Annotated in this window: 18 protein-coding genes; 2 read left to right on the plus strand and 16 right to left on the minus strand. The window is 72.6% G+C overall.

The features are described from left to right. Window positions 1–39 precede the first annotated feature (39 nt). Window positions 40–759, plus strand: coding sequence for an SIR2 family NAD-dependent protein deacylase (locus ACH4E8_RS31500; protein ID WP_398454777.1), 720 nt, complete (start codon window positions 40–42; stop codon window positions 757–759). Window positions 760–787: 28 nt separating this feature from the next. On the opposite strand, the gene ACH4E8_RS31505 is transcribed toward ACH4E8_RS31500, so the two are convergent. The 3 genes from ACH4E8_RS31505 to ACH4E8_RS31515 form a co-directional block, all read right to left on the minus strand. Further along, a complete protein-coding gene (locus ACH4E8_RS31505; protein ID WP_398454778.1) occupies window positions 788–1,384 on the minus strand; it encodes a DUF6506 family protein in 597 nt (198 codons plus the stop codon). 115 nt (window positions 1,385–1,499) lie between these two features. Beyond that, window positions 1,500–2,006: an NUDIX domain-containing protein gene (locus tag ACH4E8_RS31510; protein WP_398454780.1), complete on the minus strand. Its 507-nt coding sequence runs from the start codon at window positions 2,004–2,006 to the stop codon at window positions 1,500–1,502. 192 nt (window positions 2,007–2,198) lie between these two features. Beyond that, complete coding sequence (locus ACH4E8_RS31515) at window positions 2,199–3,308, minus strand: ADP-ribosylglycohydrolase family protein (protein WP_398454781.1); 1,110 nt, start codon at window positions 3,306–3,308, stop codon at window positions 2,199–2,201. A 62-nt stretch (window positions 3,309–3,370) separates the two neighbouring features. Between ACH4E8_RS31515 and ACH4E8_RS31520 the strand changes: the two genes are divergently transcribed. Then, entirely contained in the window at window positions 3,371–5,083 is a 1,713-nt protein-coding gene (locus ACH4E8_RS31520) for a GNAT family N-acetyltransferase (protein ID WP_398454783.1), read from the plus strand. A 38-nt stretch (window positions 5,084–5,121) separates the two neighbouring features. Here the strand turns inward: ACH4E8_RS31520 and ACH4E8_RS31525 are convergent, their stop codons facing one another. The 13 genes from ACH4E8_RS31525 to ACH4E8_RS31585 all read right to left on the minus strand — a co-directional run bounded on the left by ACH4E8_RS31525 (window position 5,122) and on the right by ACH4E8_RS31585 (window position 21,930). Continuing rightward, a complete protein-coding gene (locus tag ACH4E8_RS31525) occupies window positions 5,122–6,300 on the minus strand; it encodes a hypothetical protein (RefSeq protein WP_398454784.1) in 1,179 nt (392 codons plus the stop codon). Window position 6,301: 1 nt separating this feature from the next. Then, a complete protein-coding gene (locus ACH4E8_RS31530) occupies window positions 6,302–8,656 on the minus strand; it encodes a hypothetical protein (protein WP_398454785.1) in 2,355 nt (784 codons plus the stop codon). Beyond that, window positions 8,649–9,437, minus strand: coding sequence for a hypothetical protein (locus ACH4E8_RS31535; protein ID WP_398454786.1), 789 nt, complete (start codon window positions 9,435–9,437; stop codon window positions 8,649–8,651). Before ACH4E8_RS31535 ends, ACH4E8_RS31530 begins: the two co-directional genes overlap by 8 nt. Window positions 9,438–9,573: 136 nt before the next feature. Then, on the minus strand, window positions 9,574–10,308 hold the full coding sequence (locus tag ACH4E8_RS31540) for a Crp/Fnr family transcriptional regulator (protein ID WP_398454787.1): 735 nt from the start codon (window positions 10,306–10,308) through the stop codon (window positions 9,574–9,576). A gap of 91 nt (window positions 10,309–10,399) precedes the next feature. After that, window positions 10,400–12,283: an AMP-binding protein gene (locus tag ACH4E8_RS31545; RefSeq protein WP_398454788.1), complete on the minus strand. Its 1,884-nt coding sequence runs from the start codon at window positions 12,281–12,283 to the stop codon at window positions 10,400–10,402. Between the two features lie 149 nt (window positions 12,284–12,432). Then, window positions 12,433–13,287, minus strand: coding sequence for a CDP-diacylglycerol--serine O-phosphatidyltransferase (gene pssA, locus ACH4E8_RS31550; RefSeq protein WP_398454907.1), 855 nt, complete (start codon window positions 13,285–13,287; stop codon window positions 12,433–12,435). After that, window positions 13,280–13,939, minus strand: coding sequence for a phosphatidylserine decarboxylase (locus ACH4E8_RS31555; RefSeq protein WP_398454790.1), 660 nt, complete (start codon window positions 13,937–13,939; stop codon window positions 13,280–13,282). The genes pssA and ACH4E8_RS31555 overlap by 8 nt, the downstream gene beginning before the upstream one ends. Before the next feature lie 181 nt (window positions 13,940–14,120). After that, a complete protein-coding gene (locus ACH4E8_RS31560) occupies window positions 14,121–15,326 on the minus strand; it encodes an acyl-CoA dehydrogenase family protein (protein WP_398454792.1) in 1,206 nt (401 codons plus the stop codon). Beyond that, the gene (locus ACH4E8_RS31565; protein ID WP_361958127.1) at window positions 15,323–15,841 is read right to left on the minus strand and encodes a MaoC family dehydratase; all 519 of its coding nucleotides are present in this window, start codon (window positions 15,839–15,841) and stop codon (window positions 15,323–15,325) included. Before ACH4E8_RS31565 ends, ACH4E8_RS31560 begins: the two co-directional genes overlap by 4 nt. A gap of 5 nt (window positions 15,842–15,846) precedes the next feature. Next, window positions 15,847–16,818 carry an HpcH/HpaI aldolase/citrate lyase family protein gene (locus tag ACH4E8_RS31570; protein WP_398454793.1) on the minus strand — a complete coding sequence of 324 codons (972 nt, stop codon included), beginning with the start codon at window positions 16,816–16,818 and terminating at the stop codon, window positions 15,847–15,849. Continuing rightward, window positions 16,815–18,827, minus strand: coding sequence for a protein meaA (locus ACH4E8_RS31575; RefSeq protein WP_398454795.1), 2,013 nt, complete (start codon window positions 18,825–18,827; stop codon window positions 16,815–16,817). The genes ACH4E8_RS31570 and ACH4E8_RS31575 overlap by 4 nt, the downstream gene beginning before the upstream one ends. Window positions 18,828–18,850: 23 nt before the next feature. Next, window positions 18,851–20,221 carry a crotonyl-CoA carboxylase/reductase gene (ccrA, locus tag ACH4E8_RS31580; protein ID WP_398454797.1) on the minus strand — a complete coding sequence of 457 codons (1,371 nt, stop codon included), beginning with the start codon at window positions 20,219–20,221 and terminating at the stop codon, window positions 18,851–18,853. Window positions 20,222–21,042: 821 nt separating this feature from the next. Beyond that, the gene (locus ACH4E8_RS31585) at window positions 21,043–21,930 is read right to left on the minus strand and encodes a TetR family transcriptional regulator (protein WP_398454798.1); all 888 of its coding nucleotides are present in this window, start codon (window positions 21,928–21,930) and stop codon (window positions 21,043–21,045) included. Window positions 21,931–21,961 lie beyond the last annotated feature (31 nt).

A 21,961-nucleotide genomic window follows, 5' to 3' on the forward strand; every position in this document is an offset into this window, starting at 1 on the left:
CGTTCGCCCGGCTCCGCCAGGGCCGCCTATCGTCGCCGTATGACTCTCGTCGCGATCCTCAGCGGCGCCGGGGTGTCCACCGACTCCGGCATTCCCGACTACCGGGGCCCCAACGGTCTGTGGCGCCGTGACCCGGAGGCCGAGAAGCTGGTCACCTACGACGCGTACATGTCCGACCCGGACGTCCGGCGCCGCGCCTGGCAGGTCCGGCGCACCAGCGCCACCTGGGACGCGCGGCCGAACGCGGCGCACCACGCGATCGTGGAGCTGGCGGGGCGGCCGGACATGGCGGTCCGGGTCATCACCCAGAACGTCGACGGGCTCCACCAGGCCGCCGGCCTGCCGGACCGCAAGGTCCTGGAGCTCCACGGCACCGCCCGGACGGCCCTGTGCACCGAGTGCGGCGCCCGCTCGCCGATGGCCGACGCCCTGGCGCGGGTCGAGGCGGGCGAGGAGGACCCGCCGTGCCTCGTCTGCGGCGGCGTCCTGAAGTCGGCGACGGTGATGTTCGGCCAGTCCCTGGACCCGGCCGTGCTGGGGCAGGCGATCGAGATCGCCCGCGCCTGCGAGGTCTTCATCGCCGTCGGCACCAGCCTTCAGGTGCAGCCGGCGGCGTCGCTGACCGGCATGGCGGCCGAAGCCGGGGCGCGGGTCGCCATCGTGAACGCGGAACCGACGCCGTACGACGCCATCGCCGACGAGGTCGTCCGCGAGCCCATCGGCACGGCCCTGCCCGCACTCCTGCGCAAGCTGACCTGACGTCGAAGGGCGCTGCCGCGGCGGTTCGTCAGGCGGTGGGGAGCGCGGCCGGGGACGGCGCCCGCGTCGGCTTGGGGTAGGCGACGGCGCCCACCGGGACGCGCTCGTCCACGGCCGCGATCACCGCGGCCACGTCCCGCGCCCCCCACTCGCCGTACAGCTCGATGAGCTGGACGCCGTCGGCGAACTCGGCGGCGACGGCCGCCCCCGCGGCCGGCTCCGGCACCGCCACGAACTGCGACGTCGAGGCGCCTTCGGAGCGGACGAACCGGTCCACGGCCGGGTCGGCGCCGGGCTCGACGTACAGGAACAGCTCCCGCAGCGCCTCGCCCGCCGACGCCCGCCGCTTGTACTCCGCGACGTCGAGCAGCGACTCGAAGCCGAAGACCACCGTGCCCACCCGGGCCCGGCCGCCCACCGCGGCCTCCACCGCCGCGGCCCACGGATAGCCCGTCGCGCCGCACAACTCGACCGTGTCGACGCCCCGTTCGACGAACTCGACCGCGAGCGCCGCGGCGGCGGCGGGCGTGGGCGCGGTCAGCACGTGCGTGCCGGCGCCCTCCGGGCCGGTCCGCAGCGGCTCCGAAGGCTCGGACCGGAAGATGATCGCCTTCTCGCCGGGCATGGTGTCCTCCATGATCAAGTGGGGCGACGCGGTGACGTAGTGGCGTCAACGCGAAGAGGGGCCCGGCTGTTCCCGGCGCGCACCGGACCCCGTACCGCACCTGCTTGACGGTGCGTCACCCGTTGGGCAGGCCGTCCACCAGGTCCGCCGGCCCGGTGCCCGAGTCGAGCGCCTCCAGCGCCGCCGTGATCCGGTGCCCCAGCGACTTCAGCAAGTAGTCACCCAGCTCAACCCGCTCGACCAGCCGCCAGGACAGCAACTCGTCCTCCTGGAGCCGGATCGCCGCAAGCTGATCCGACGTCAACACCCCGCCGTCGTAAACGAAGGCGACGACCGGTGGTCGCAGCGGCCCGCGCACCCAGTCGACCACCAGCAGTCTGCCCGGCTCCACGTCCAGCCCGATCTCCTCCAACGTCTCCCGCCGCGCCGCCTCCCGCGGCGTCTCGCCGCCGTCCGACTCGACCGTGCCGCCGGGCAGCGCCCAGCCCTCGCGGTAGTTGGGCTCGACGACGAGCACCTTCCCCTCGACGTCCCGGAGCAGGGTCGCCGCTCCGGAGAGCACGCGGGGCAGGGAAGCGATGTAGGCGCCGTACGCGTTGTCGTTGTCGTTGTCCTTGGTCACGAACGGCAGCGTAGGGCCTGATCTACGTGACACGCCCCTGGGCGGGTCAGTTAGCAACGCGCCTGTGACTGCGGGTGTGCTGGTCTGTGCGGCCCGGTGGTGGCTTTTCGCGCGGTTCCCCGCATCTGGGCAACGCCGTTGCTTTGACGGGCACGTCGGCGCCGCGCCCGCAGCCGAGGGAGGCGCTGCCGGCTACGCGCTGGCCGTGGTCCCCGCGTCCAATGCCAGGCGGACCGTACGGTCCGCCAGGTCGGTGATGCGGGCGCCGTCGAAGCCGAACACCGCGCTGCGCAGGCGGTCCTCCAAGGGCTCCGTCCACTGCGCGGGCAGCGCCGCGGCCCCGCACAGCACGCCCGCCACCGACCCCGCCGTGGCCCCGTTGGAGTCCGTGTCCAGGCCGCCGCGGACGGTGAGCGCGATGGTGCGGCTGAAGTCCCCCTCGCCGTACAGCAGTCCGGCGGTCAGCACCGCGACGTTCGGCACCGTGTGGATCCAGCCGAGCCCGCTGGTGCGCTCCTCCGACTCCGCGAGCGCCTCCTCCCACCCGGTGCCCGCCTCGTGCAGGGCGATCACGTGCCGCACTGTTCTGGCGAACCTGCTGTGGCCCGGGACCTGCCGCAGGCCCGCCTCCACGGCGGCGCGCGGACCCTGCGCGGTGAAGGCCGCGGCGATCGTCGCCGCCGCCCACACCGCGCCGTGCACCCCGTCGCCCCGGTGGGACAGCAGCGCGTCCCGGCGCGCCAGCCCGGCGGCGCGGACCGGGTCGCCGGGGCTCGTCCAGCCGAAGACGTCCGCCCGGATCAGGGCGCCGATCCACTCCTGGTACGGATTGTCATGAGTGGCCGTCAGCGGCGGTGTCACGCCGTCGACCAGGTTCCGGTACGCCACCCGCTCCGCGGTGAACGTCTGCAAGTACGGCAACCGCTGCAACCACACCTCGCCGACCTGCTCCGTGGTGAACCCGAAGCCGTGGGTCTCCAACAGGTGCAGCCCGAGCACCGCGTAGTCCACGTCGTCGTCCCGGCAGCTCCCGCGCACCCGCCCGCGCACGCAGTCGGGCCACTCGCGGCGCAGCTCGAACTCGCCCGGCGCGGCGTCGGGCGGCGGCGGAGGCAGGTAGTCGGTGAGCGGGAGCGCGTCCGTACGGCGCAGATAGGCGTCGATGCGCGCCCGCGTCCAGTAGTCGCCCCGCTCGACCGGTTTGCCGAGCATGTTGCCCGCGACCCGGCCGAGCCAGCCGCCCAGCACCCGATCCGCCAGCCCGCCCGGCTCCGACGCACGCGTTCCGAAGTCTCCCGTCATGCCCGGTGTCCTACCCCGCGCGCGCCGGACCGTCCCAAGGCCGTGCCGCTACGCTCACGCGCGTGTGGATACGCGAGGCCCAGCCGACCGAAGCCGAAGCGCGCGCCGTCACCGACCTGGTCCTGCGGTCCAAGGCGCACTGGGGGTACGACGCGGCGTTCCTCGCCCGGTGCCGGCAGGAGCTGACCGTCACCGCTGCGGACGTCCGACCGCGCCGGATCGTCGTCGCGGAGGACGACGGCGGCGGGCTCCTCGCCGTCGCATCGCTGGAGGGCGAGCCGCCGCACGGCGCGCTCGGACTGCTCTTCGTGGCGCCCGAGGAGATCGGGCGCGGGCTGGGCAGGACGCTGTACGCACACGTCCTGGAGGACGCCCGGGCCCTCGGCTTCACCGCGCTCACCATCGACGCGGACCCGCACGCCGTCGGGTTCTACCGGGCGCTCGGCGCCCGCCCCCTGCCGGACGCGGGCGGGGCGCTGCCCCGCCTCGCGGTCGACCTGGCGCCCCGGCCGGCGTGGGCCCGGGCGTGGGCCGACGGGCGGCGCGCGGTCCACCTGGGGAACGTCGCCGAGTTCCAGGCGCAGTTCGCCGGCGCCGACCGGCGCCCGCGGCCGGCCGCTCCCCCCGCCCGCTTCCCGGCAGCGGACCACTACGCCTGCCTCGCAGCCTTCGCCAGCCCGCACCCCGTCGCCCTCGCGCTGCCCGCACGCGTCCCCGCCGGCTGGATCGACCTGGTCGCCCGACAACTGCGTTGGGCCCGGGTGGAGGTGTACGACCGGCTCGACGAGGCCGCGCTCCTCGCCCAGGGGGGCTTCGGGGAGCGCTGGCGCGACCGGCCGTTCGTCGCCTGGGGCCACACGGACGTCGCGGCCCGGCTCGCCGGCCGTCGCCTGCCGGCCGACGCGCTGCGCCACGAGTCCAAGGCGGAGTCCCACGCCCTCTTCCGACGGCTCGCCCCCGACCATCCCGGCATCCGCGTCCCCGACCGCTGGCCCGCCGCCACGCGCCGCGCCGCGGCCCGCCTGATCGCGGCCCGGGCCCGCAGCGGCGCCCGCACGGTCGTCAAGACCGCGCACGGCGCCGGCGGCTCCGGCACCCGCATCGCCACCGGCCGCGTCCGGGCGCTCTCCCTGCCACCCGGCCCCCTCCTCGTCGAGGAGTACGTCACCGGCGACGGCACCCACCCCACGTACGACGGGCTCGTCGACGCCCGGGGCACCGTCCACGACGTGGGCGTGGCGAGCATGGACATGGGCGGCCCCGACGGCACGGCGTACCGCGGCGCGACCGTCGGCCCCGGCGCCGTACCCGACCGCATCGCCCGGCCGGCCCTGCGCTTCGGCCGTGCGGTGGGGCGCGCACTGGCGGCGGACGGCTACCGCGGCTGGTTCGACGTGGACTTCGTCACCGGGGACGACGGCCTGCTCGCCCCGGTCGAGACGAACCTACGGCTGACCGGCCCCTCCGTCGCCTTCATGATCAAGCTCCGGCTGGACGAGACCCGCGGCGGCGACCACCTCGTGCGCTGCGTCGACCGGGTGGACCTCGGCGCACGGCTCCCGGACGGCGAACTGATGGCGTTCCTCACCGGACTGACGGAGCGCTGCGCCGGGGTGGACGCGGTGCTGATCCCGACGATCCCCTCCGCGGCGTACGACCCGGCGCCGTACGTCGGGGTGGCGGTCGCGGCACGGACCCTGCCGCGCCTGGACGCGGCGGCGTCCTTGACGCAGACGTCCTGCGCGGCGCTGTCCGGCGTCTTCACGCGGGCGTGAGCCGCAGTCCCCGACGCGCCCGAGCCCGGGCCGGTGCCTCAGCGGCCCGGCCCGTCGACGCCGTCGCCAGCGGGCTCGGCAGCGTCCTCGCCGCTGGATTCGGCGTCGTTCCCCGAGGCCGCGCCCTCCCAGAAGAGGTCCCGTCGGGCCTTGCCCTCGATCGGCACCTTCGGCACCGAATCGGTGGTCAGCCGACGGGCGTTCGACCGCAGGAACTCGACGACCACCATGGCCTGTTCGCCCAGCTCCCAGCGTTCGAGGAGGCCGCCGTCGATCAGCCGGGACATCAACTCCATGCCGTCCTGGCGCTCCTTGCGGTGCTCCTTGCGGAACAACTGGCGGATCTCCATGACGTCCTTGGGGTTGCGGGCCATCATCTGCGCCATCAGCACGTGGTCGCCGCGCTCGATGGCCGACTGGAAGTCGGTGGCCCAGTCGCGGATCAACGTCCGCTTGTTCTCGTCCCGCAGCAGGCGCAGTTGTTGGTTGAGCCTTTCCAGGTCCGTCTGGTGCCGCACCCGGCCCATGCTCTTGCCGTGGTCCTGGATCAGCTCGTCCGAGGAGATCGTCACGAAGACGTCCAGCTCCAGACCGAAGTCCCGGCCCAACTCCGCCTTCCGGAGCGCCTTGTGCACCTCGTCCCGGACGTTCTCGGCGCTGTCGATGGAGAAGGCGCGGGACACGTTCCGCAACTCCTGCTCCAACTCCGGCACGAGCAGCGCGGCGACATCCGTGACCTGGCTCCTCGCCACCCGGTAAGGATCGCTGACCTGCCAGCGCACCCGTACCTCGGCGGGAAAGCTCCGACCGCTCTCCGCCGCCGGCAGCTCCGCTACGAACGACACCGTGTGCCAGCCCAGTTGCAGTTCAAACGCGGTGTAGGGGCGGCGCAACCAGCGCCACAAGTAGCCCTCCTCGCCCTCGGGCCCCACGGCGAGGGGCCGCCGGTGGCGGTAGTAGAGCACCGCCACCACCTGTGCGCTGCGGTGCCGGTACGGCCACCGCGGCCGGTACTCGCGCAGGAAGGGGCCGGACAACTTCTGCGGCGATGCCGGCTGTTCAGCCGGCACGCGCCGCCGTTGCCCCGGCTCGACGCCCGCCGGGGCGCCCGCGTAGTTCACCGGCCGGCCCGCAGGCGCGGGCCACAACGGCGGCACGGGCGGCGAGACGGCACGGCTCCGCTGGGGGTGGAAGTGCATCGGGTTCTGGGCGTTCATCTCACTCCTCAAGCTCAGCGGGTCGACCGGCCGCGGCGCGGGCGGGCCCCTCCGGTTGCGCGATCACGATCCGTTGCTGCTCCAAGGCCGCGCGCAGCCGTCGAACGGTGGTCGGAGTCAGGGGCTCGTCGGGATCGCGCGCCATCCGGCGCAGGAGGTTCCGCAGCCGCTCGGAGTCCTCGGCACCGCTCACCAGATGAGGCAGGAAGTCGCACAGGGCGTCCAGCAGCGCCGGATCCTTCTCCGCGCGGCGCATCCACTCGCTCAGCCCGTCCTCGATCGGCTCCCGCCACCGGGCGGTGTCCAGACCGCACCACACCAGGTCCGCCAACATCCGGGTGTGCCGCGGCTCCAACCTGAAGAGGGCGGCGACCAGGGGCCAACCGGGGTGCTCCCGCAGGCCCGGCCGGTCGTGGAGACCCCACAGCTCGCGGGGCCGGTTCCACAACAGCCGGTCCACGGTCACCAGCGCGAGGTCCCGGCGGTTTTGCCGACGGTCGCCCAGCCACGCCCCCAACCGCCGGAGCACCACCTCGGGTTCCGTCCCGGCGAGCAGCCGGACGACGCTGAAGGAGACCTCCACCAACAGGTCCACGTCCTCGTGGCCGGCGAGCTGCCCCAACTCGTCGAGGCTCGCGGAGACCGACGGCGCGACCGTCCCGTAGCCGTGTACCAGGGCCGCGGTGCCCCGTCGAGCCCGGTCCTCGCCGCGCGCCCAGGTCCGCACGAGGTTCCGGACGACCGGACGCACGGCATCGCTGAGCGTCGCCGCCTGGGCGAGGACCGTGGCCGCCGCCATGCGCTGCTGGAGGGAGTCGGCCGCCGCCATCGGGTAGACGATCGAGTCCAGCGCGAAGGCGCAGTCCAGCGTGCACATCGCACCGGCCGTGATGGCCGCGGGCACCCACACCATCGGCGCCTCTTCGTCGCACTGCGTCCGCAGCCACTGGCAGAGCGGACCGCGCACGCTCTGGTAGTCGTCCCACACGTGGGACAGCACGGCGCGGGCGAGCGCCCGCCCCTGGAGGCGCACGTTCCGGGTCTTCAGCTTGTCGCCGCCGAACGTGATCTCGCCGTCGAACAGCTCGGCCCGGGTCGCCGCCAGGCGCGCGTCCTGGTGGTCGCTGAACAGCGCCCGCCCCGGCTCCCGGTCGGGGAAGGCGGCCACGGTGAACTCCCACGCCAACCGGTCCGCAGCGGTCGCCGCCACGCTGTAGGGCGAGCCGTTGTAGACGGCGACGGCCGTACGGAACGCCGCCTGCCGCAGCGCGGCCGTCACGGCGGCCTTGTTGCGCGGCGCAGCGCGCGACGTGCTGGCGAACCACGCGCGGGCCTGCCGCGGGGCGAACGTCTTCAACTCGGCCACGAGCTCTTCGGCGGAGGACTCGCCCCTCAAGTGCCCGACGAGCAGCCCGGCCAGCGCCTCCACCTCGTGCGGCCGCAGCCCGTCGAGTCCCAGCGCCTCCACCACGTCCTGGCTCCGGGCGAGCTGCGAGGCCCGTGCGAGACCGTCCTCGTCGGCGTGCCCGAGCAGCGCCACCAGGTGCTTGCGCAACACGCCCTCGGCCGACGCCGCCAAGAAGAGCTGCGCGTACCGGCCGCGCAGCAACTCGTCGGCGAACCCGCCGGAGGCGACCACGAGGATCGCGTACGCCCGGCGCTGGGCGAGGATGGCGCTGAGCCGGTCCAGGTGCAGTTCGGCCGGGCGCTCGGGCCGCCAGCGGCGTTCGCCGTGGCGCTCGCCGTCCCGCTCGTCCTCCGGGCGGTGCCGGTCGTGGGCGAGGGCTTCCTCCCCGCTGATCTCCACCAGGTAGCCGTGTCCCTCCTGGAGGTCCGCCTCGGCGACCGTGTCCAGGTCGGTGCGCGGATCGAGCCGCTCCACCTTGCCCCGCGTCACCGCGTCCAGCAGGGACATGGCCGCGTAGTGCCGCCCGCTGCCCGGGTCGCCGCACAGCGCCACCAGCCGCTGCTGCTTCACCAGGTCGAGGAGGCCCGGATAGCGCGGCGGCTCCTCGAAGACCCGCCGCAGCCGCCGTAACTCGTCGCGGGGGACCGCACCGGAGACCAGGCGCGGCAGTCCGGTGCGGTCCCGGTGGTAGTGGTGGTGGTCGCCGAGGTGCACATCGCCCCGGGTGCCGTCGAGGATCGCGTTGCGCCCGTGCACGTCGACGAAGTTGGCCCGCGCGTGCCGTACGGCGTCCTGCCCCCCGATCCCCGTCTGCTCGCCCAGCGGGCCGCTGCGCACCGCACCGTGACGACGGCCGTCGTCGGACCCGGCCGCGTGGCCGGCGCCACCGCCGCCCGGCTTGTCCCCGCCGCCGCCCTGCGGCTCCTTGCCCCCGGGCTCCTCACTCATCGCAGCCCCTCCCCGCAGGGCCCGTGCCGTGCTCGTCGTCCGCGCCGCGGAAGCCGATGACGTCGCCGTGCACCTCGGCGCCGTCCACGATCTGGTTGTGGCCGTTGACGGTGATGGCGTACTTGGTCGGCCGCGGCGTCCCGGCTTCGGCGTGCGCCCCGGCCGCCGCCCGGGCCCGCGGCGCCGGGCGCGCGCCGGCCGGCCCGCGCTGCACCGGTTCCCCGGCCGGTGCCGGCGGCTGCTCGCGCCCCGGCACGTAGAACCAGGCCAACTCGTCGGTCTCCTTCACCCGCACCGGGTACGGGCGGTAGCGCGCGGGCTCCACGAACCTGCCCTCCTCGACGACCACCGACCGGTACAGGACGTCGGAGGCCACGAAGACCACCTCGACGGTGTCGTCAGCGGCCAGGATCGCCCTGGCGGGGCCGCTGTCGCAGAGCCGGCACGTCAGGTCGACGGCCCGGCCCACCAGGCCCCGGCCGTCGTGGCCGACCGGACCTCCGTGCATGGCGATCCGCAGCCGCAGCGGCTGGTGCAGCCCCGCGTTGTGCTCGCGCACCCCCTGGTACACCTCTTCGAGCCAGAGCCCGACCAGCGCCGACGGCGGCACGTGCGGCGCGAGTGCGGCGAGCACTCCGTCGCCGCGGTCCTCCAGGTGCATCTGCTGCGCCGCCACGCCGACCGCGTCGAAGGCCGACTCGAAGACGTCGTACATGCCCCGCCGCGAACGGAGCTTGGCCCGTTGGCCCAAGCGTCCGGAGCCCATGATGTCCGCGCTCACCACCCATCGGTGAACGGCTTCGAAACTGCTCACTCACACCCCCCTGTACGACCGCTGCGGCCGGACGGACACGTCATCCCTTCGGGCCGGCGACCACCCCAGGATGGCCGCCCGCAGCCCCGGCGTATGTAGCCGTTTACACATCCGGCGGAGCCGTGGTGCCGTTCCCCGCGAGGAGCCGGAGCGGCTCGGTGTCGGTGACGGTCAGCGGCGCCCCCCACGCCCCCGGTCGCAGCGGACGCCTGTTGGCGGTGCGGACGATGCCCTGTTCGCGCAGCAGGCGCAGGGCCTTCGCCACCGCCTCCCGCGTGGAGCCGACCGACGCCGCCAGGTCGTGCTGCGGCAGCGGCAGTTCGATGGTCACGCTGCCGTCGTCGTTGCGCCGCCCCGCCCGGTCCGCCAACTCCGTCAGCCGAGCGGCGAGCCGCTGCAACACGCTCTCCGACGCGAGCGAACGGCGCTCGCCGTCGGAACTGCGCAGCCGGGAGCTGAGCTGCTTGAGCACCAGGGCGCTGGCGGCCGGGCTGCTCGCCAGGAACCCGCGGAAGCGATCGCCCGGGATCACCACGGCGTCCAGCCGGCCGAGCGCCGTCACGGTGGCGCTGCGCGGGCGGCGGTCCACCGCCGCGAGTTCGCCGACCAACTCTCCGGTGCCGCGCAGGGCGAGGATGAGCCGGTGGCCGCGCTCGGTGGCCATGGACACCACTGCCCACCCGCCGAGGATCGCCACCACGTAGGAGGTGGCGGCCCGTTCGGACAGCACCACGTCGCCCGCCCGGTACTCGCGCGGCACCCCCAGGGCCAACAGGGCCGCTCGATCCTGTGCGCGCAACGCGTGGAGCAGGGGCTGTTCCTGTTCGATGAGACTCACGCTGACCGCTCCCGGGACCGACGCCCACGTGGAATGCGACAGCACGTTAGGGAGCGGCCACCGCCGCGTCAATCATCTGCGCACCGGCTTCTCAACTTCTCGCACCGGGCTTCCGCCCCGCGCCGCGTTCCAACACCGCTTGCGACGGCTGTTTGCGCGAGGCCGCGCCCTGCACCGCCGCCCACACCGCCACCACCGCGGCCGCGAGCATCAGCGGCACGTTGAAGGCGTAGACCAGCGCCGCCTGGCGCTCCCAGTCCTGCTTGGCCGCCAGGCGGTAGAAGTTGTCCTGCGGCCACCAGGACGCCAGCAGATAGACGATCGACAGGTGCGCCGCCGCCGTCAGGGCGCGGGGCGCGCCGGTGCGGGGCATCAGGGTGGGGCCGGCGAACAGGAAGCCGACGCCCGCGGCGAAGGCCAGGTGCTCCGCGAAGTACAGGCCGCGGAAGAAGCCCGCCCAGGGGCTGGGCACGATCGTCAGGTCCGTGGAGCCGGGCCAGAAGACGTCCGTGAGGATGAGGGAGCCGAAGAAGGCGACGAAGGCCATCAGGCCCCCGACCGTCCGCAGGACGTCGCTCGCCGTCACCGGTCCGCCCTTGCCGCTGGACCGGGTCGCCCCTGCGGCGTCCGGCGGCGCCGGCAGGACCAGCCCGTCGCGGTCCAGCTTGCCCGCCGCGGTGCGCGGCAGCGCGGTGAGGCCGACGAGGTGGCTGGGCACGTCGGACGCCGGGCCCTTGCCCCGCAGATGGGCCTGGACGGACTCCAGCCGCGGCGCCGGGCGACCCGGCTCGGGGACGACGTACGCGATCAGTTGGCCGAGCTGCGACCGTTCGACCAGCACGTCCCGCACGTCGGGGTGGGTCACCAGCCGCGCCTCGATCTGGTACGGGTTGACCTGGCGGCCGCCGTGCCGGAAGCGGTCGGCCATCTTGCCCAGGTACTCCAGCGGCCCCGTGCCGTGCCGCTGGCCGAGGCCACCGGTGGGCACCGCGTCCCCGCCGTCCGGCGGCGTCAGCCAGATGTGCTTGCCGTGGATCTTCGTGCGGACCCCGGGGAAGGGCTGGCCCAGGAACGCGTGCTGCTCGGGCCGGACCATCGGCCCGGGGAGCTGGTCCGTCTCGAACCACGTTCCGCAGCCGGCGACCTCCGTCGTGCCGTACACGCTGATCAGCCGGGCGCCCGGGGCGAGGCGGCGCGCCAGGCGCAGGTGCTCGTCCAGCCGGAGCCGTTCGCCGCCGACGGCCATCAGCCGCAGACCCTCGACCCGGGGCCCCGCGAGCAGCGCGGCGGCCGTCGTGGGGTCGGTGTCCGCGACGGTGTACGGCACCCTGGTGGTGAGCACCAGCGTCGCCCCGGAGCAGAGCGTGCGCAACCAGCCGACGGCGAACGCGAGGGTGTCGCTGCGGCCGGTGACCAGCACCCGGTCGTCCCGGAGCAGCCCGAAGACCTCCGAGAAGGCTTCGTACGCGGCGGTGAAGCGCGCGTGCTCGATCGCCACCGCCTTGGGCTGCCCTGCGGTGCCGGCGGTGAAGAGCAGGGCCGCCCCCGGTCCTGCGACCGCCTCGACGGGGTCCGCGGGGTGCTCCTCGATCGTCGCCGCATGGCCGTCGAGGAGGATCAGCGGCTTGTCCGGCAGATCCGTGAGCCGGCCCGAGTGGACCCGGTTGCTGATCACGGCGCGGGCCCCGGCGAGGGCCTTCGGCTCGGGGCGGCTGGGCGACGCGATGGCGAAGACGCCCCCGGCCTTGAGCACCCCCAGGGCCGCCACGAGCACGTCGGGCGCGCGCAGCGTACGGATCGCGACCAGGTCCCCCGGTTCCAGGTGCGCGACGTCGAGAAGGTGGTGGGCCAGTCGGTTGGCCCGGGCGTCGAGCTGCCCGTAGGTCAGCTCGTCACGGTCGGTGATCACGGCGGTGCGGTCGTGCCCGTCCCGCACCCGCCCTTCGAAGAGCTGGTGAAGTTTTCCCCCTGACATGACAGCCGATGGTCCCAGAATCCGGCGTGTCTGACGAGGGCCCGTGACGTGGCCCATGACGAGGGCCCGGGTGCTGGTGCACCCGGGCCCTCGCCGTATCGGCTACGAAGGCTTCCGCGCGGCCCGGTGGGGCCGGCGGCAGCGGTGGATCAGGGCAGCTGGGCCGCCCTCGCCTCCCGGCGGTTGTAACGGAAGGTGTTCACCCGGCGCGCGGTGGCGAAGAGCGGGATCACCGCGCCCAGCACCACCTGGAGCGCACAGCCGGTCTGGAGCAGCAGCTGACCGCCGGGGGCGTCGAACGCCCAGGCCGCCAGCAGCCCCATCGCCGAGACGATCCAGCCGAGCATCGCCACCGCGAGGACGCCCCGCGGCTTGGGGTACTCGACCCGGCTCACCATCAGCCAGGCCGTGCCGATGATCGCGAGCAGGGTCGGGATGAACGGCAGCTCCAGCAGCACGATGGAGACCACCGTCAGCGCCCCGAAGGGGCTCGGCATGCCCTGGAACATGCCGTCCTTCAGCGTCACGCAGGAGAATCTGGCGAGCCGCAGCACCACCGCCAGCAGCACCACGATCGCGGCCACCGCCGAGACCTTCTGGTGGGCGTCGTCCGCGACCATCCCGTAGACCAGCACGAAGTACGCCGGCGCGAGGCCGAAGCTGATCAGGTCCGAGAGGTTGTCCAGCTCGGCGCCCATCGGCGAGCTGCGGAGCTTGCGCGCCACCAGTCCGTCGAAGAGGTCGAAGATCGCGGCGAGCAGCATCAGGATCACGGCGGTCGCGGCGCTGTGCCGCGCCATGCCGGACTCCCCGCTGCCCTGGAGGTGCGGGATGAGGATTCCGGTGGTGGTGAAGTACACCGCCATGAATCCGCACGTGGCGTTGCCGAGGGTGAGGGTGTCCGCTATCGACAGCCGCAGCGACAGGGGCATCTCCTCGGTGTCCCCGTCGGCCTCCGCGTCGGCTTCGGTCGCCCAGCCGCTCTTTGTGTCGGGATCAACCACGGTCAAGGCGAGTCACCCCCGCCGTCGTGGTCTGACCGACTTCGACCGCGACCTCGATGCCCTCGGGCAGGTACACGTCGACGCGGGAGCCGAAGCGGATCAGGCCGATCCGCTCGCCCTGCTCGACCTTGGTGCCCTCGGGGACGTACGGCACGATGCGCCGGGCGACGGTGCCGGCGATCTGCACCATCTCGATGTCGCCGAGCTCGGTGTCGAAGTGCCAGACGACGCGCTCGTTGTGCTCGCTCTCCTTGTTGAACGCCGGCACGAAGCCGCCGGGGACGTGCTCCACGGAGGTCACCGTGCCCGCCAGCGGGGCGCGGTTGACGTGGACGTTCAACGGGCTCATGAAGATCGCGACGCGGGTGCGGCCGTCCTTCCACGGCATGATGCTCTGCACCACGCCGTCGGCGGGCGAGATCACACGGCCCTCGGCGATCTCACGCTCGGGGTCGCGGAAGAACCACAGCATGCCCGCCGCCAGCGCGGTGGCGGGCACGGCGACGATCGCGGCGCTCCGGGAGCGCCGCGCACGGGCCAGGCTGAGGGCTGCGGTGGCGACGGTCGGCAGAAGCCACGGCGATGCTCCGCGGGCAACGAGGCGTCCCTTGGGGGAGCCGTCACGGGGTGCAGAGGTTTGGCTGTGGGGCATGGATGACCTTCGTAGCTGATGAATGCCGCGCGGGTAAGGGGGACGGCGGCTTTCCGGCCGATGCTAGCGGTTGCGAGTAGCAACTGGGAAAGCCAGAAGCCCAGTCGGCGGCGGGAAGCTGATGGCGGGATGTGACCTACTTCGCGCCACCGACGGGGGCAAATCCCCTGGAACGCGACATTCACCCCTGGAGTCGGTACTCCTCCAGCAACCGACGACCAATGATCATTTTCTGGATTTCGGCGGTGCCTTCACCGATCAGCAACATGGGTGCCTCTCGGTACAGCCGCTCGATCTCGTACTCCTTGGAGAAGCCGTAACCGCCGTGGATACGGAAAGCGTCCTCGACGACCTCCTTGCAGTACTCCGACGCCAGGTACTTCGCCATCCCTGCCTCCAGGTCGTTTCGCTCCCCGGAGTCCTTTTTGCGTGCAGCGTTCACCATCATCGCATGGGCCGCCTCCACCTTGGTAGCCATCTCGGCCAGCTTGAACTGGATGGCCTGGTGCTCGGCGATCGGTCGGCCGAAGGTGTGCCGCTCCTGCGCGTAGGAGATCCCCAGCTCGAAGGCGCGCCGGGCGACCCCGCAGCCGCGGGCGGCGACGTTCACCCGACCGACCTCGACGCCGTCCATCATCTGGTAGAAACCGCGCCCCGTGGCGCCGCCGAGGACCTGGCCGGCCGGCAGCCGCAGCCCGTCCATGATCATCTCGGTGGTGTCGACGCCCTTGTACCCCATCTTGTCGATCTTCCCCGGGATGGTCAGACCGGGGCGGACCTCGCCGAAGCCGGGCTCCTTCTCGATCAGGAAGGTCGTCATCGACCGGTGCGGCGGGGCGTCCTGCGGCTGCCCCTCGTCGCTCCGCACCAACACCGCCACCAGGGACGACGTGCCCCCGTTGGTGAGCCACATCTTCTGACCGGTCAGCACGTACTCGTCGCCGTCCCGGACCGCCTTGGACGTGATCGCCGACACGTCCGAGCCGAGCGCCGGCTCCGACATGGAGAAGGCGCCGCGCACCTCGCCCAGCGCCATCCTCGGCAGATAGGCGTCCTTCTGTTCCTGCGTGCCGTGCTGCTTGAGCATGTACGCGACGATGAAGTGGGTGTTCACGATGCCGGAGACCGACATCCAGCCCCGGGACAGCTCCTCGACGCACAGGGCGTACGTCAGCAGGGACTCGCCCAGGCCGCCGTACTCCTCCGGGATCATCAGCCCGAAGAGCCCCAGCTCCTTCAGACCCTCCACGATCTGCGTCGGGTACTCGTCGCGGTGCTCCAGTTCGGTCGCGACCGGCAGGATCTCCTTGTCGACGAAGTCACGGACCGTCGACAGGATCTCCTGCTGGACGTCGGTGAGCCCGTGCGTCTGGGCGAGTCGCGTCATCCCTGCTCCCCCTGCTCCTTCACCTCGGGGCGGCCGGCCTGCTCGCCGCCGCGCTCCTTGACGTACGCCTCGGTCGGCACCATCACCTTGCGGCGGAAGACGCAGACGAGGGTGCCGTCCTGCTTGTGGCCGCGGGTCTCCACCTGCACGATCCCGCGGTCCGCCTTCGACTTCGACGGGGTCTTGGCCAGCACCGTGGTCTCGCCGTAGATCGTGTCGCCGTGGAAGGTGGGCGCCACGTGCCTGAGCGACTCGACCTCCAGATTGGCGATGGCCTTCCCCGACACGTCGGGCACCGACATCCCCAGCAGCAGCGAGTACACGTAGTTCCCGACGACGACGTTGCGGCCGAAGTCGGTGGCCTGCTCCGCGTAGTGCGCGTCGAGGTGCAGCGGGTGGTGGTTCATGGTCAGCAGACAGAACAGGTGGTCGTCGTACTCGGTGACCGTCTTGCCGGGCCAGTGCTTGTACACGGCGCCGACCTCGAACTCCTCGAAGGTGCGGCCGAACTGCATGGTGATCACGCCTTAGGGGGTGTGAAGGTGCTGGTACGGGTCATGCCGGCGGCCCGGCCCTTGCCGGAGATCACCAGCGCCATCTTGCGGCTGGCCTCGTCGATCATCTCGTCGCCGAGCATCGCCGAGCCCTTCTTCCCGCCCGCCTCCGAGGTGTAGTGCTCGTAGGCGTCCAGGATCAGCTCGGCGTGGTCGTAGTCCTCCTGCGAGGGCGAGAACACCTCGTTCGCCGCCTCGACCTGGCCGGGGTGCAGCACCCACTTGCCGTCGTAGCCCAGCGCCGCCGCGCGGCCCGCGACCTCGCGGAAGCCGTCCACGTTCCGGATCTGGAGGTAGGGGCCGTCGATGGCCTGGAGGTCGTGCATCCGGGCGGCCATCAGGATCCGCATCAGGATGTAGTGGTAGGCGTCCGCCGGATAGCCGGGCGGCTGCTCGCCCACCACCAGCGACTTCATGTTGATCGACGCCATGAAGTCCGCCGGGCCGAAGACGATCGTCTCCAGCCGGGGCGAGGCGGCGGCGATCGCGTCCACGTTCACCAGCCCGCGGGCGTTCTCGATCTGCGCCTCGATGCCGATCCGGCCGACCTCGAAGCCCATCGTCTTCTCGATCTGGGTCAGCAGCAGGTCCAGGGCGACGACCTGCTGGGCGTCCTGCACCTTGGGCAGCATGATGCAGTCCAGGTTGGGGCCCGCGCCCTCGACGACGGTCACCACGTCGCGATAGGTCCACTCCGTGGTCCAGTCGTTGACGCGCACCACCCGGGTCTTGGTGCCCCACTCGCCCTCGTTCAGGTACTTCACGATCGTGTGCCGCGCCTCGGGCTTGGCGAGCGGCGCGCACGCGTCCTCCAGGTCCAGGAACACCTGGTCGGCGGCGAGGCCCTGGGCCTTCTCCAGGAAGCGCGGGTTCGATCCGGGCACCGCCAGGCAGGAGCGGCGCGGACGCAGCGGACGGTCGTTGGACGGGCGGGTCATGCGGGGACCTCCAGGGGATCGAGCTGGTTCGCGGTGCGGATCTCGTCGACGATACGGCCGATGATCTCGGTGATGCCGAAGTCCTTCGGGGTGAAGACGGCGGCCACCCCGGCCGCCAGCAGATCGGCGGCGTCGGCGCCCGGGATGATCCCGCCGACCACCACCGGCACGTCGCTCGCGCCCGCCGCGCGCAGCCGCGCCAACACGTCGGGCACCAACTCGGCGTGCGAGCCGGAGAGGATGGAGAGCCCGACGCAGTGCACGTCCTCGGCGAGCGCGGCCGCGACGATCTGCTCCGGGGTGAGCCGGATGCCCTGGTACACCACCTCGAACCCGGCGTCCCGGGCGCGTACGGCGATCTGCTCGGCGCCGTTGGAGTGCCCGTCCAGCCCCGGCTTGCCCACCAGCAGCCGCAGCCGGCCCGCGCCCAGCTCCTCGGCGGTGCGCGCCGCCTTGGTGCGCACCAGCGCCAGCGGAGTGCCGGGCGCCGCGGCGACGGCGACCGGTGCGCCGGAGACCCCGGTCGGCGCCCGGAACTCGCCGAAGACGTCGCGCAGTGCCCAGGCCCACTCGCCGGTGGTGACGCCGGCGCGGGCGCACTCCAGCGTCGCGGGCATCACGTTGTCCGTGCCGGCCGCCGCCTTCTTCAGCGCCGCCAGGGCCGCGACGGCCCGCGGCTCGTCGCGGCCCTCGCGCCAGGCGTGCAGCGCCGCGACCACCCGGGCCTCGTTCGCCGGATCCACCGTCATGATCGCGGTGTCCAGGTCGGCGGTGAGCGGATTGTCCTCCGTGGTCTCGAAGACGTTCACCCCGACGATCTTCTCCTCGCCGGCCTCGATCCTGGCCCGCCGCTCCGCGTGCGAGGCCACGAGCTGCGACTTGAGGTAGCCGGACTCGACGGCTGCCATCGCGCCGCCCATCTCCTCGATGCGCCCCATCTCGGCCAGGCACTGCTCGACGAGCGCGTCCACCTTGGCCTCGACGACGTGCGAGCCGGCGAAGATGTCGTCGTACTCCAGCAGGTCGGACTCGTAGGCGAGCACCTGCTGGATGCGCAGCGACCACTGCTGGTCCCAGGGCCGAGGCAGACCCAGCGCCTCGTTCCAGGCCGGGAGCTGCACGGCCCGGGCCCGGGCGTCCTTGGAGAGGGTGACGGCCAGCATCTCCAGCACGATCCGCTGGACGTTGTTCTCCGGCTGGGCCTCGGTCAGCCCGAGGGAGTTGACCTGGACGCCGTAGCGGAAGCGGCGCTGCTTGGGGTCCTGCACGCCGTACCGTTCGCGGGTGATCCGGTCCCAGATCCGTCCGAAGGCGCGCATCTTGCACATCTCCTCGACGAAGCGGACGCCGGCGTTCACGAAGAACGAGATCCGGGCCACCACCTCGCCGCGGCGCTCGGCCGGCACCTGGCCGGAGTCGAAGACCGCGTCCAGTACGGCGACGGCGGTGGCCATCGCGTAGCTGATCTCCTGGACGGGCGTGGCCCCGGCCTCCTGGAGGTGGTAGCTACAGATGTTGATCGGGTTCCACTTGGGGATGTGGTGCACGGTGTACGCGATCATGTCCGTGGTCAGCCGCAGTGAAGGGCCGGGCGGGAAGACGTGCGTCCCGCGCGACAGGTACTCCTTGACGATGTCGTTCTGCGTGGTGCCCTGGAGCGCGGTGACGTCGGTGCCCTGTTCCTCGGCGACGACCTGGTAGAGCGCCAGCAGCCACATCGCGGTGGCGTTGATCGTCATCGAGGTGTTCATCTGCTCCAGCGGGATGTCCGCCAGCAGTCGACGCATGTCGCCGAGGTGGGCGACGGGCACGCCGACCCGGCCGACCTCGCCGCGGGCCAGGACGTGGTCGGGGTCGTACCCGGTCTGGGTCGGCAGGTCGAACGCGACCGACAGGCCCGTCTGGCCCTTGGCGAGGTTGCGCCGGTAGAGCGCGTTGGACGCCTCGGCGGTGGAGTGGCCGGCGTAGGTGCGCATCAGCCACGGCCGGTCCTTGCGGCGTTCGGTCATCGAGGTGTTCCCCAACCCTTTCGTCACGCGGCGCTGTGGTCTGCGGTCGGCGCCACGGGTGCGGTGCGGAACCGGTTGATGGCGTCGAGGTGGCGGGCGCGCAGTTCGGGGTCGCGGACGCCGAGCCCCTCGCGCGGGGCGAGGGCGAGGACGCCGACCTTGCCCTGGTGCAGGTTGCGGTGGACGTCGTACGCCGCCTGGCCGGTCTCCGCCAGCGGGTACACCCGGGACAGGGTGGGGTGGATCTTGCCCTTGGCGATCAGCCGGTTGGCCTCCCACGCCTCCCGGTAGTTGGCGAAGTGGGACCCGATGATCCGCTTCAGCGACATCCACAGGTAGCGGTTGTCGTACTCGTGGGTGTAGCCGGAGGTCGAGGCGCAGGTGACGATGGTGCCGCCCTTGCGGGTGACGTACACGCTGGCGCCGAAGGTCTCCCGGCCCGGGTGCTCGAAGACGATGTCGACGTCCTCGCCGCCGGTGAGTTCGCGGATCTGCTTGCCGAACCGCTTCCACTCGCGCTGGTCCTGCACGCCCTCGTCGGTCCAGAAGCGGTAGCCGTCGGCGTTGCGGTCGATGATCAGCTCCGCGCCCATCGACCGGCAGATCTCCGCCTTCTCCGGGGAGGAGACGACGCAGATCGGGGTGGCGCCGCCGGCCAGGGCGAACTGGGTGGCGTACGAGCCGAGCCCGCCGGAGGCGCCCCAGATCAGCACGTTGTCGCCCTGCTTGAGCTGTGCCCCGTTGCGGGAGACGAGTTGGCGGTACGCGGTGGAGTTCACCAGGCCCGGCGCCGCGGCCTCCTCCCAGCTCAGATGGGCCGGCTTGGGCATCAGTTGGTTCGACTTGACGAGCGCGATCTCGGCGAGCCCGCCGAAGTTGGTCTCGAAGCCCCAGATCCGCTGCTCGGGGTCGAGCATGGTGTCGTTGTGGCCGTCGCTGGACTCCAACTCCACCGACAGGCAGTGCGCCACCACCTCGTCGCCGGGCCGCCAGGAGTTCACCCCGGGACCGCAGCGCAGCACGACGCCCGCGAGGTCGGAGCCGATGACGTGGTACGGCAGGTCGTGGCGCCGGGTGAGCTCGCTCAGGCGGCCGTAGCGCTCCAGGAAGGAGAAGGTGGACAGCGGCTCGAAGATCGAGGTCCACACGGAGTTGTAGTTCACGGAGGAGGCCATCACGGCCACCAGGGCTTCGCCGGGGCCGAGTTCGGGGACGGCGACGTCCTCCACGTGGAGCGACTTGCGCGGGTCCTTCTCCCGGCTCTCAAGTCCGGCGAACATCTCGGCCTCGTCCTTGTGCACGGTGACCGCGCGGTAGGACTCGGGCAGGGGCAGCGCGGCGAAGTCCGCCGTCGTGGCGTCGGCCGACTGGATCGCGTCCAGGATTTCCTTCACGGTGTTGCCTCCGGCGAAGCGCGTCGGGGGATCGGCGGTGGATCCACCCGGAGAGAGAGGGTGAGGGGCGGTGCTGCTGCTGTGGAGGTGCGCCGTCGGTTCGGCGGGCGGTGCGGTTTCGACAGCGCGGGTGGGCGCGGTCGGGCCTGTGACGCAGGCGTCCGGGCGCGTGAACGAGATCGTTCGCGGGGACAGCCGGCGTGCGTGGGGTTCCCGAGCGCCGGCCGCCCGGACGACTTCACCGTATGGCACGCCGTGCCAGTCGACAAGACACTGCGTGCCATGATTTTTGCTCGGTTGTTTGAGGTAGCGACACGGATGAGCGGGCGCGGCGGTCCCTGCGGCGCGGTGGTGGGCTGCTCGTGGCCCCAGCCGCACCTGACACACCCGCCGTTCCCCTGCGGGGGCGTTGGTCCCCGCGGCCTGGGGGTGGGCTTGTCGCGCAGTTCCTCCCCTTGTGCCTGCGGGCACGGGGGCACCCCCACCTCGACCCCAGCGGGCCTGGGGGACCCCAGCGCCCCTGAAACTTACTCGCCGTAGCCCTGCGAGTTGCGTTGACGTCTGCGGGCCGTGGGTGGCTGTTCGCGCAGTTCCCCGCGCCCCTAAAACCCCCTGCCTGGGCCTGCAGACGAAAATGCGGGGGCAGTGGAACAGGGGCGCTGGGGCCCCAGGCCCGCTGGGGCCGAGGGCGGGGGTGCCCCCGTGCCCCGCAGGGCACAGGGGGCGGAACTGCGCGGGCGCCCCGCCACCCGCCCGCAGAGACAGTCGCGTCGATCAACCCCGCCCAAGAGCGGGCGCATTGATCGTCGGGCCGGGTCGGGTCAGGCGTGGTCGGAGCCGGCGGCGCGGGCTGCGCCCCGGCTCTGGAGGGCGCGCTCGATCGTGCGCATCACGTCGTCCAGCGGCGCGTCCGTCCGCGCCACGGCGACCACCACCTCGTGCGCGTCCTTCCCCTTCGCCCCGGCGGGCGCGGCCGCAGTCGCGGTGCTCGGCGTCAGCACGGTCGTCTCGACCTGGGCGCGGCCCGCCGCGATCCCGGAGCCGAAGGTGTCGCGGACGATCGCGAAGGCGTGGTCGAGCTGCGCCTCCACGTCGCCCTTGCCGCCCGCCCGCAGCCAGCGCCGCAGCACGTGGTTGTGCGCGGTGACCACCGCGGACGCGGCGACCTCCGCCAGCAGCGGATCGTCGTTGCCGTCGTGGTGGTCCCGCTCGTCGAAGTGGCCCAGCAGATAGCGGGTGAACAGCCGCTCGTACCGCGCGACCGAGGCGATCTCCCGCTCCCGGAGCGTGGGCACTTCGCGGGTGAGGCGGTAGCGCTCCACGGAGACCGCGGGGGAGGCCGCGTACATCCGCATGACCTCCTTGATGCCCCGGCACACCGTGTCCAACGGGCGCTCGTGCGGCGGCGCCGCGTTCAGCACGGCCTCCGCGCGCACCAAGGTGTCGTCGTGGTCCGGGAAGATCGCCTCTTCCTTGGAGCGGAAGTGCCGGAAGAAGGTCCGCCTGGCCACCCCGGCCGCCGCCGCGATCTCGTCGACGGTCGTCTCCTCGTACCCCTTGGTCGCGAACAGCTCCATCGCCGCCGCCGCGAGCTCGCGGCGCATCTTGAGGCGCTGGGCGGCCGCTCGGGTGCCCGCGGCGCTCTCCGGGGCGTCCGGGGAGGGCTGCGGGCGGGACGGTCGACGACGGGGATCAGCGGGCTGGGCCATGCCCTGAAAGTACTGCATCCGTGCAGGGGAG

The organism is Streptomyces sp. NPDC017979 (assembly GCF_044328175.1).
GTDB lineage: Bacteria > Actinomycetota > Actinomycetes > Streptomycetales > Streptomycetaceae > Streptomyces.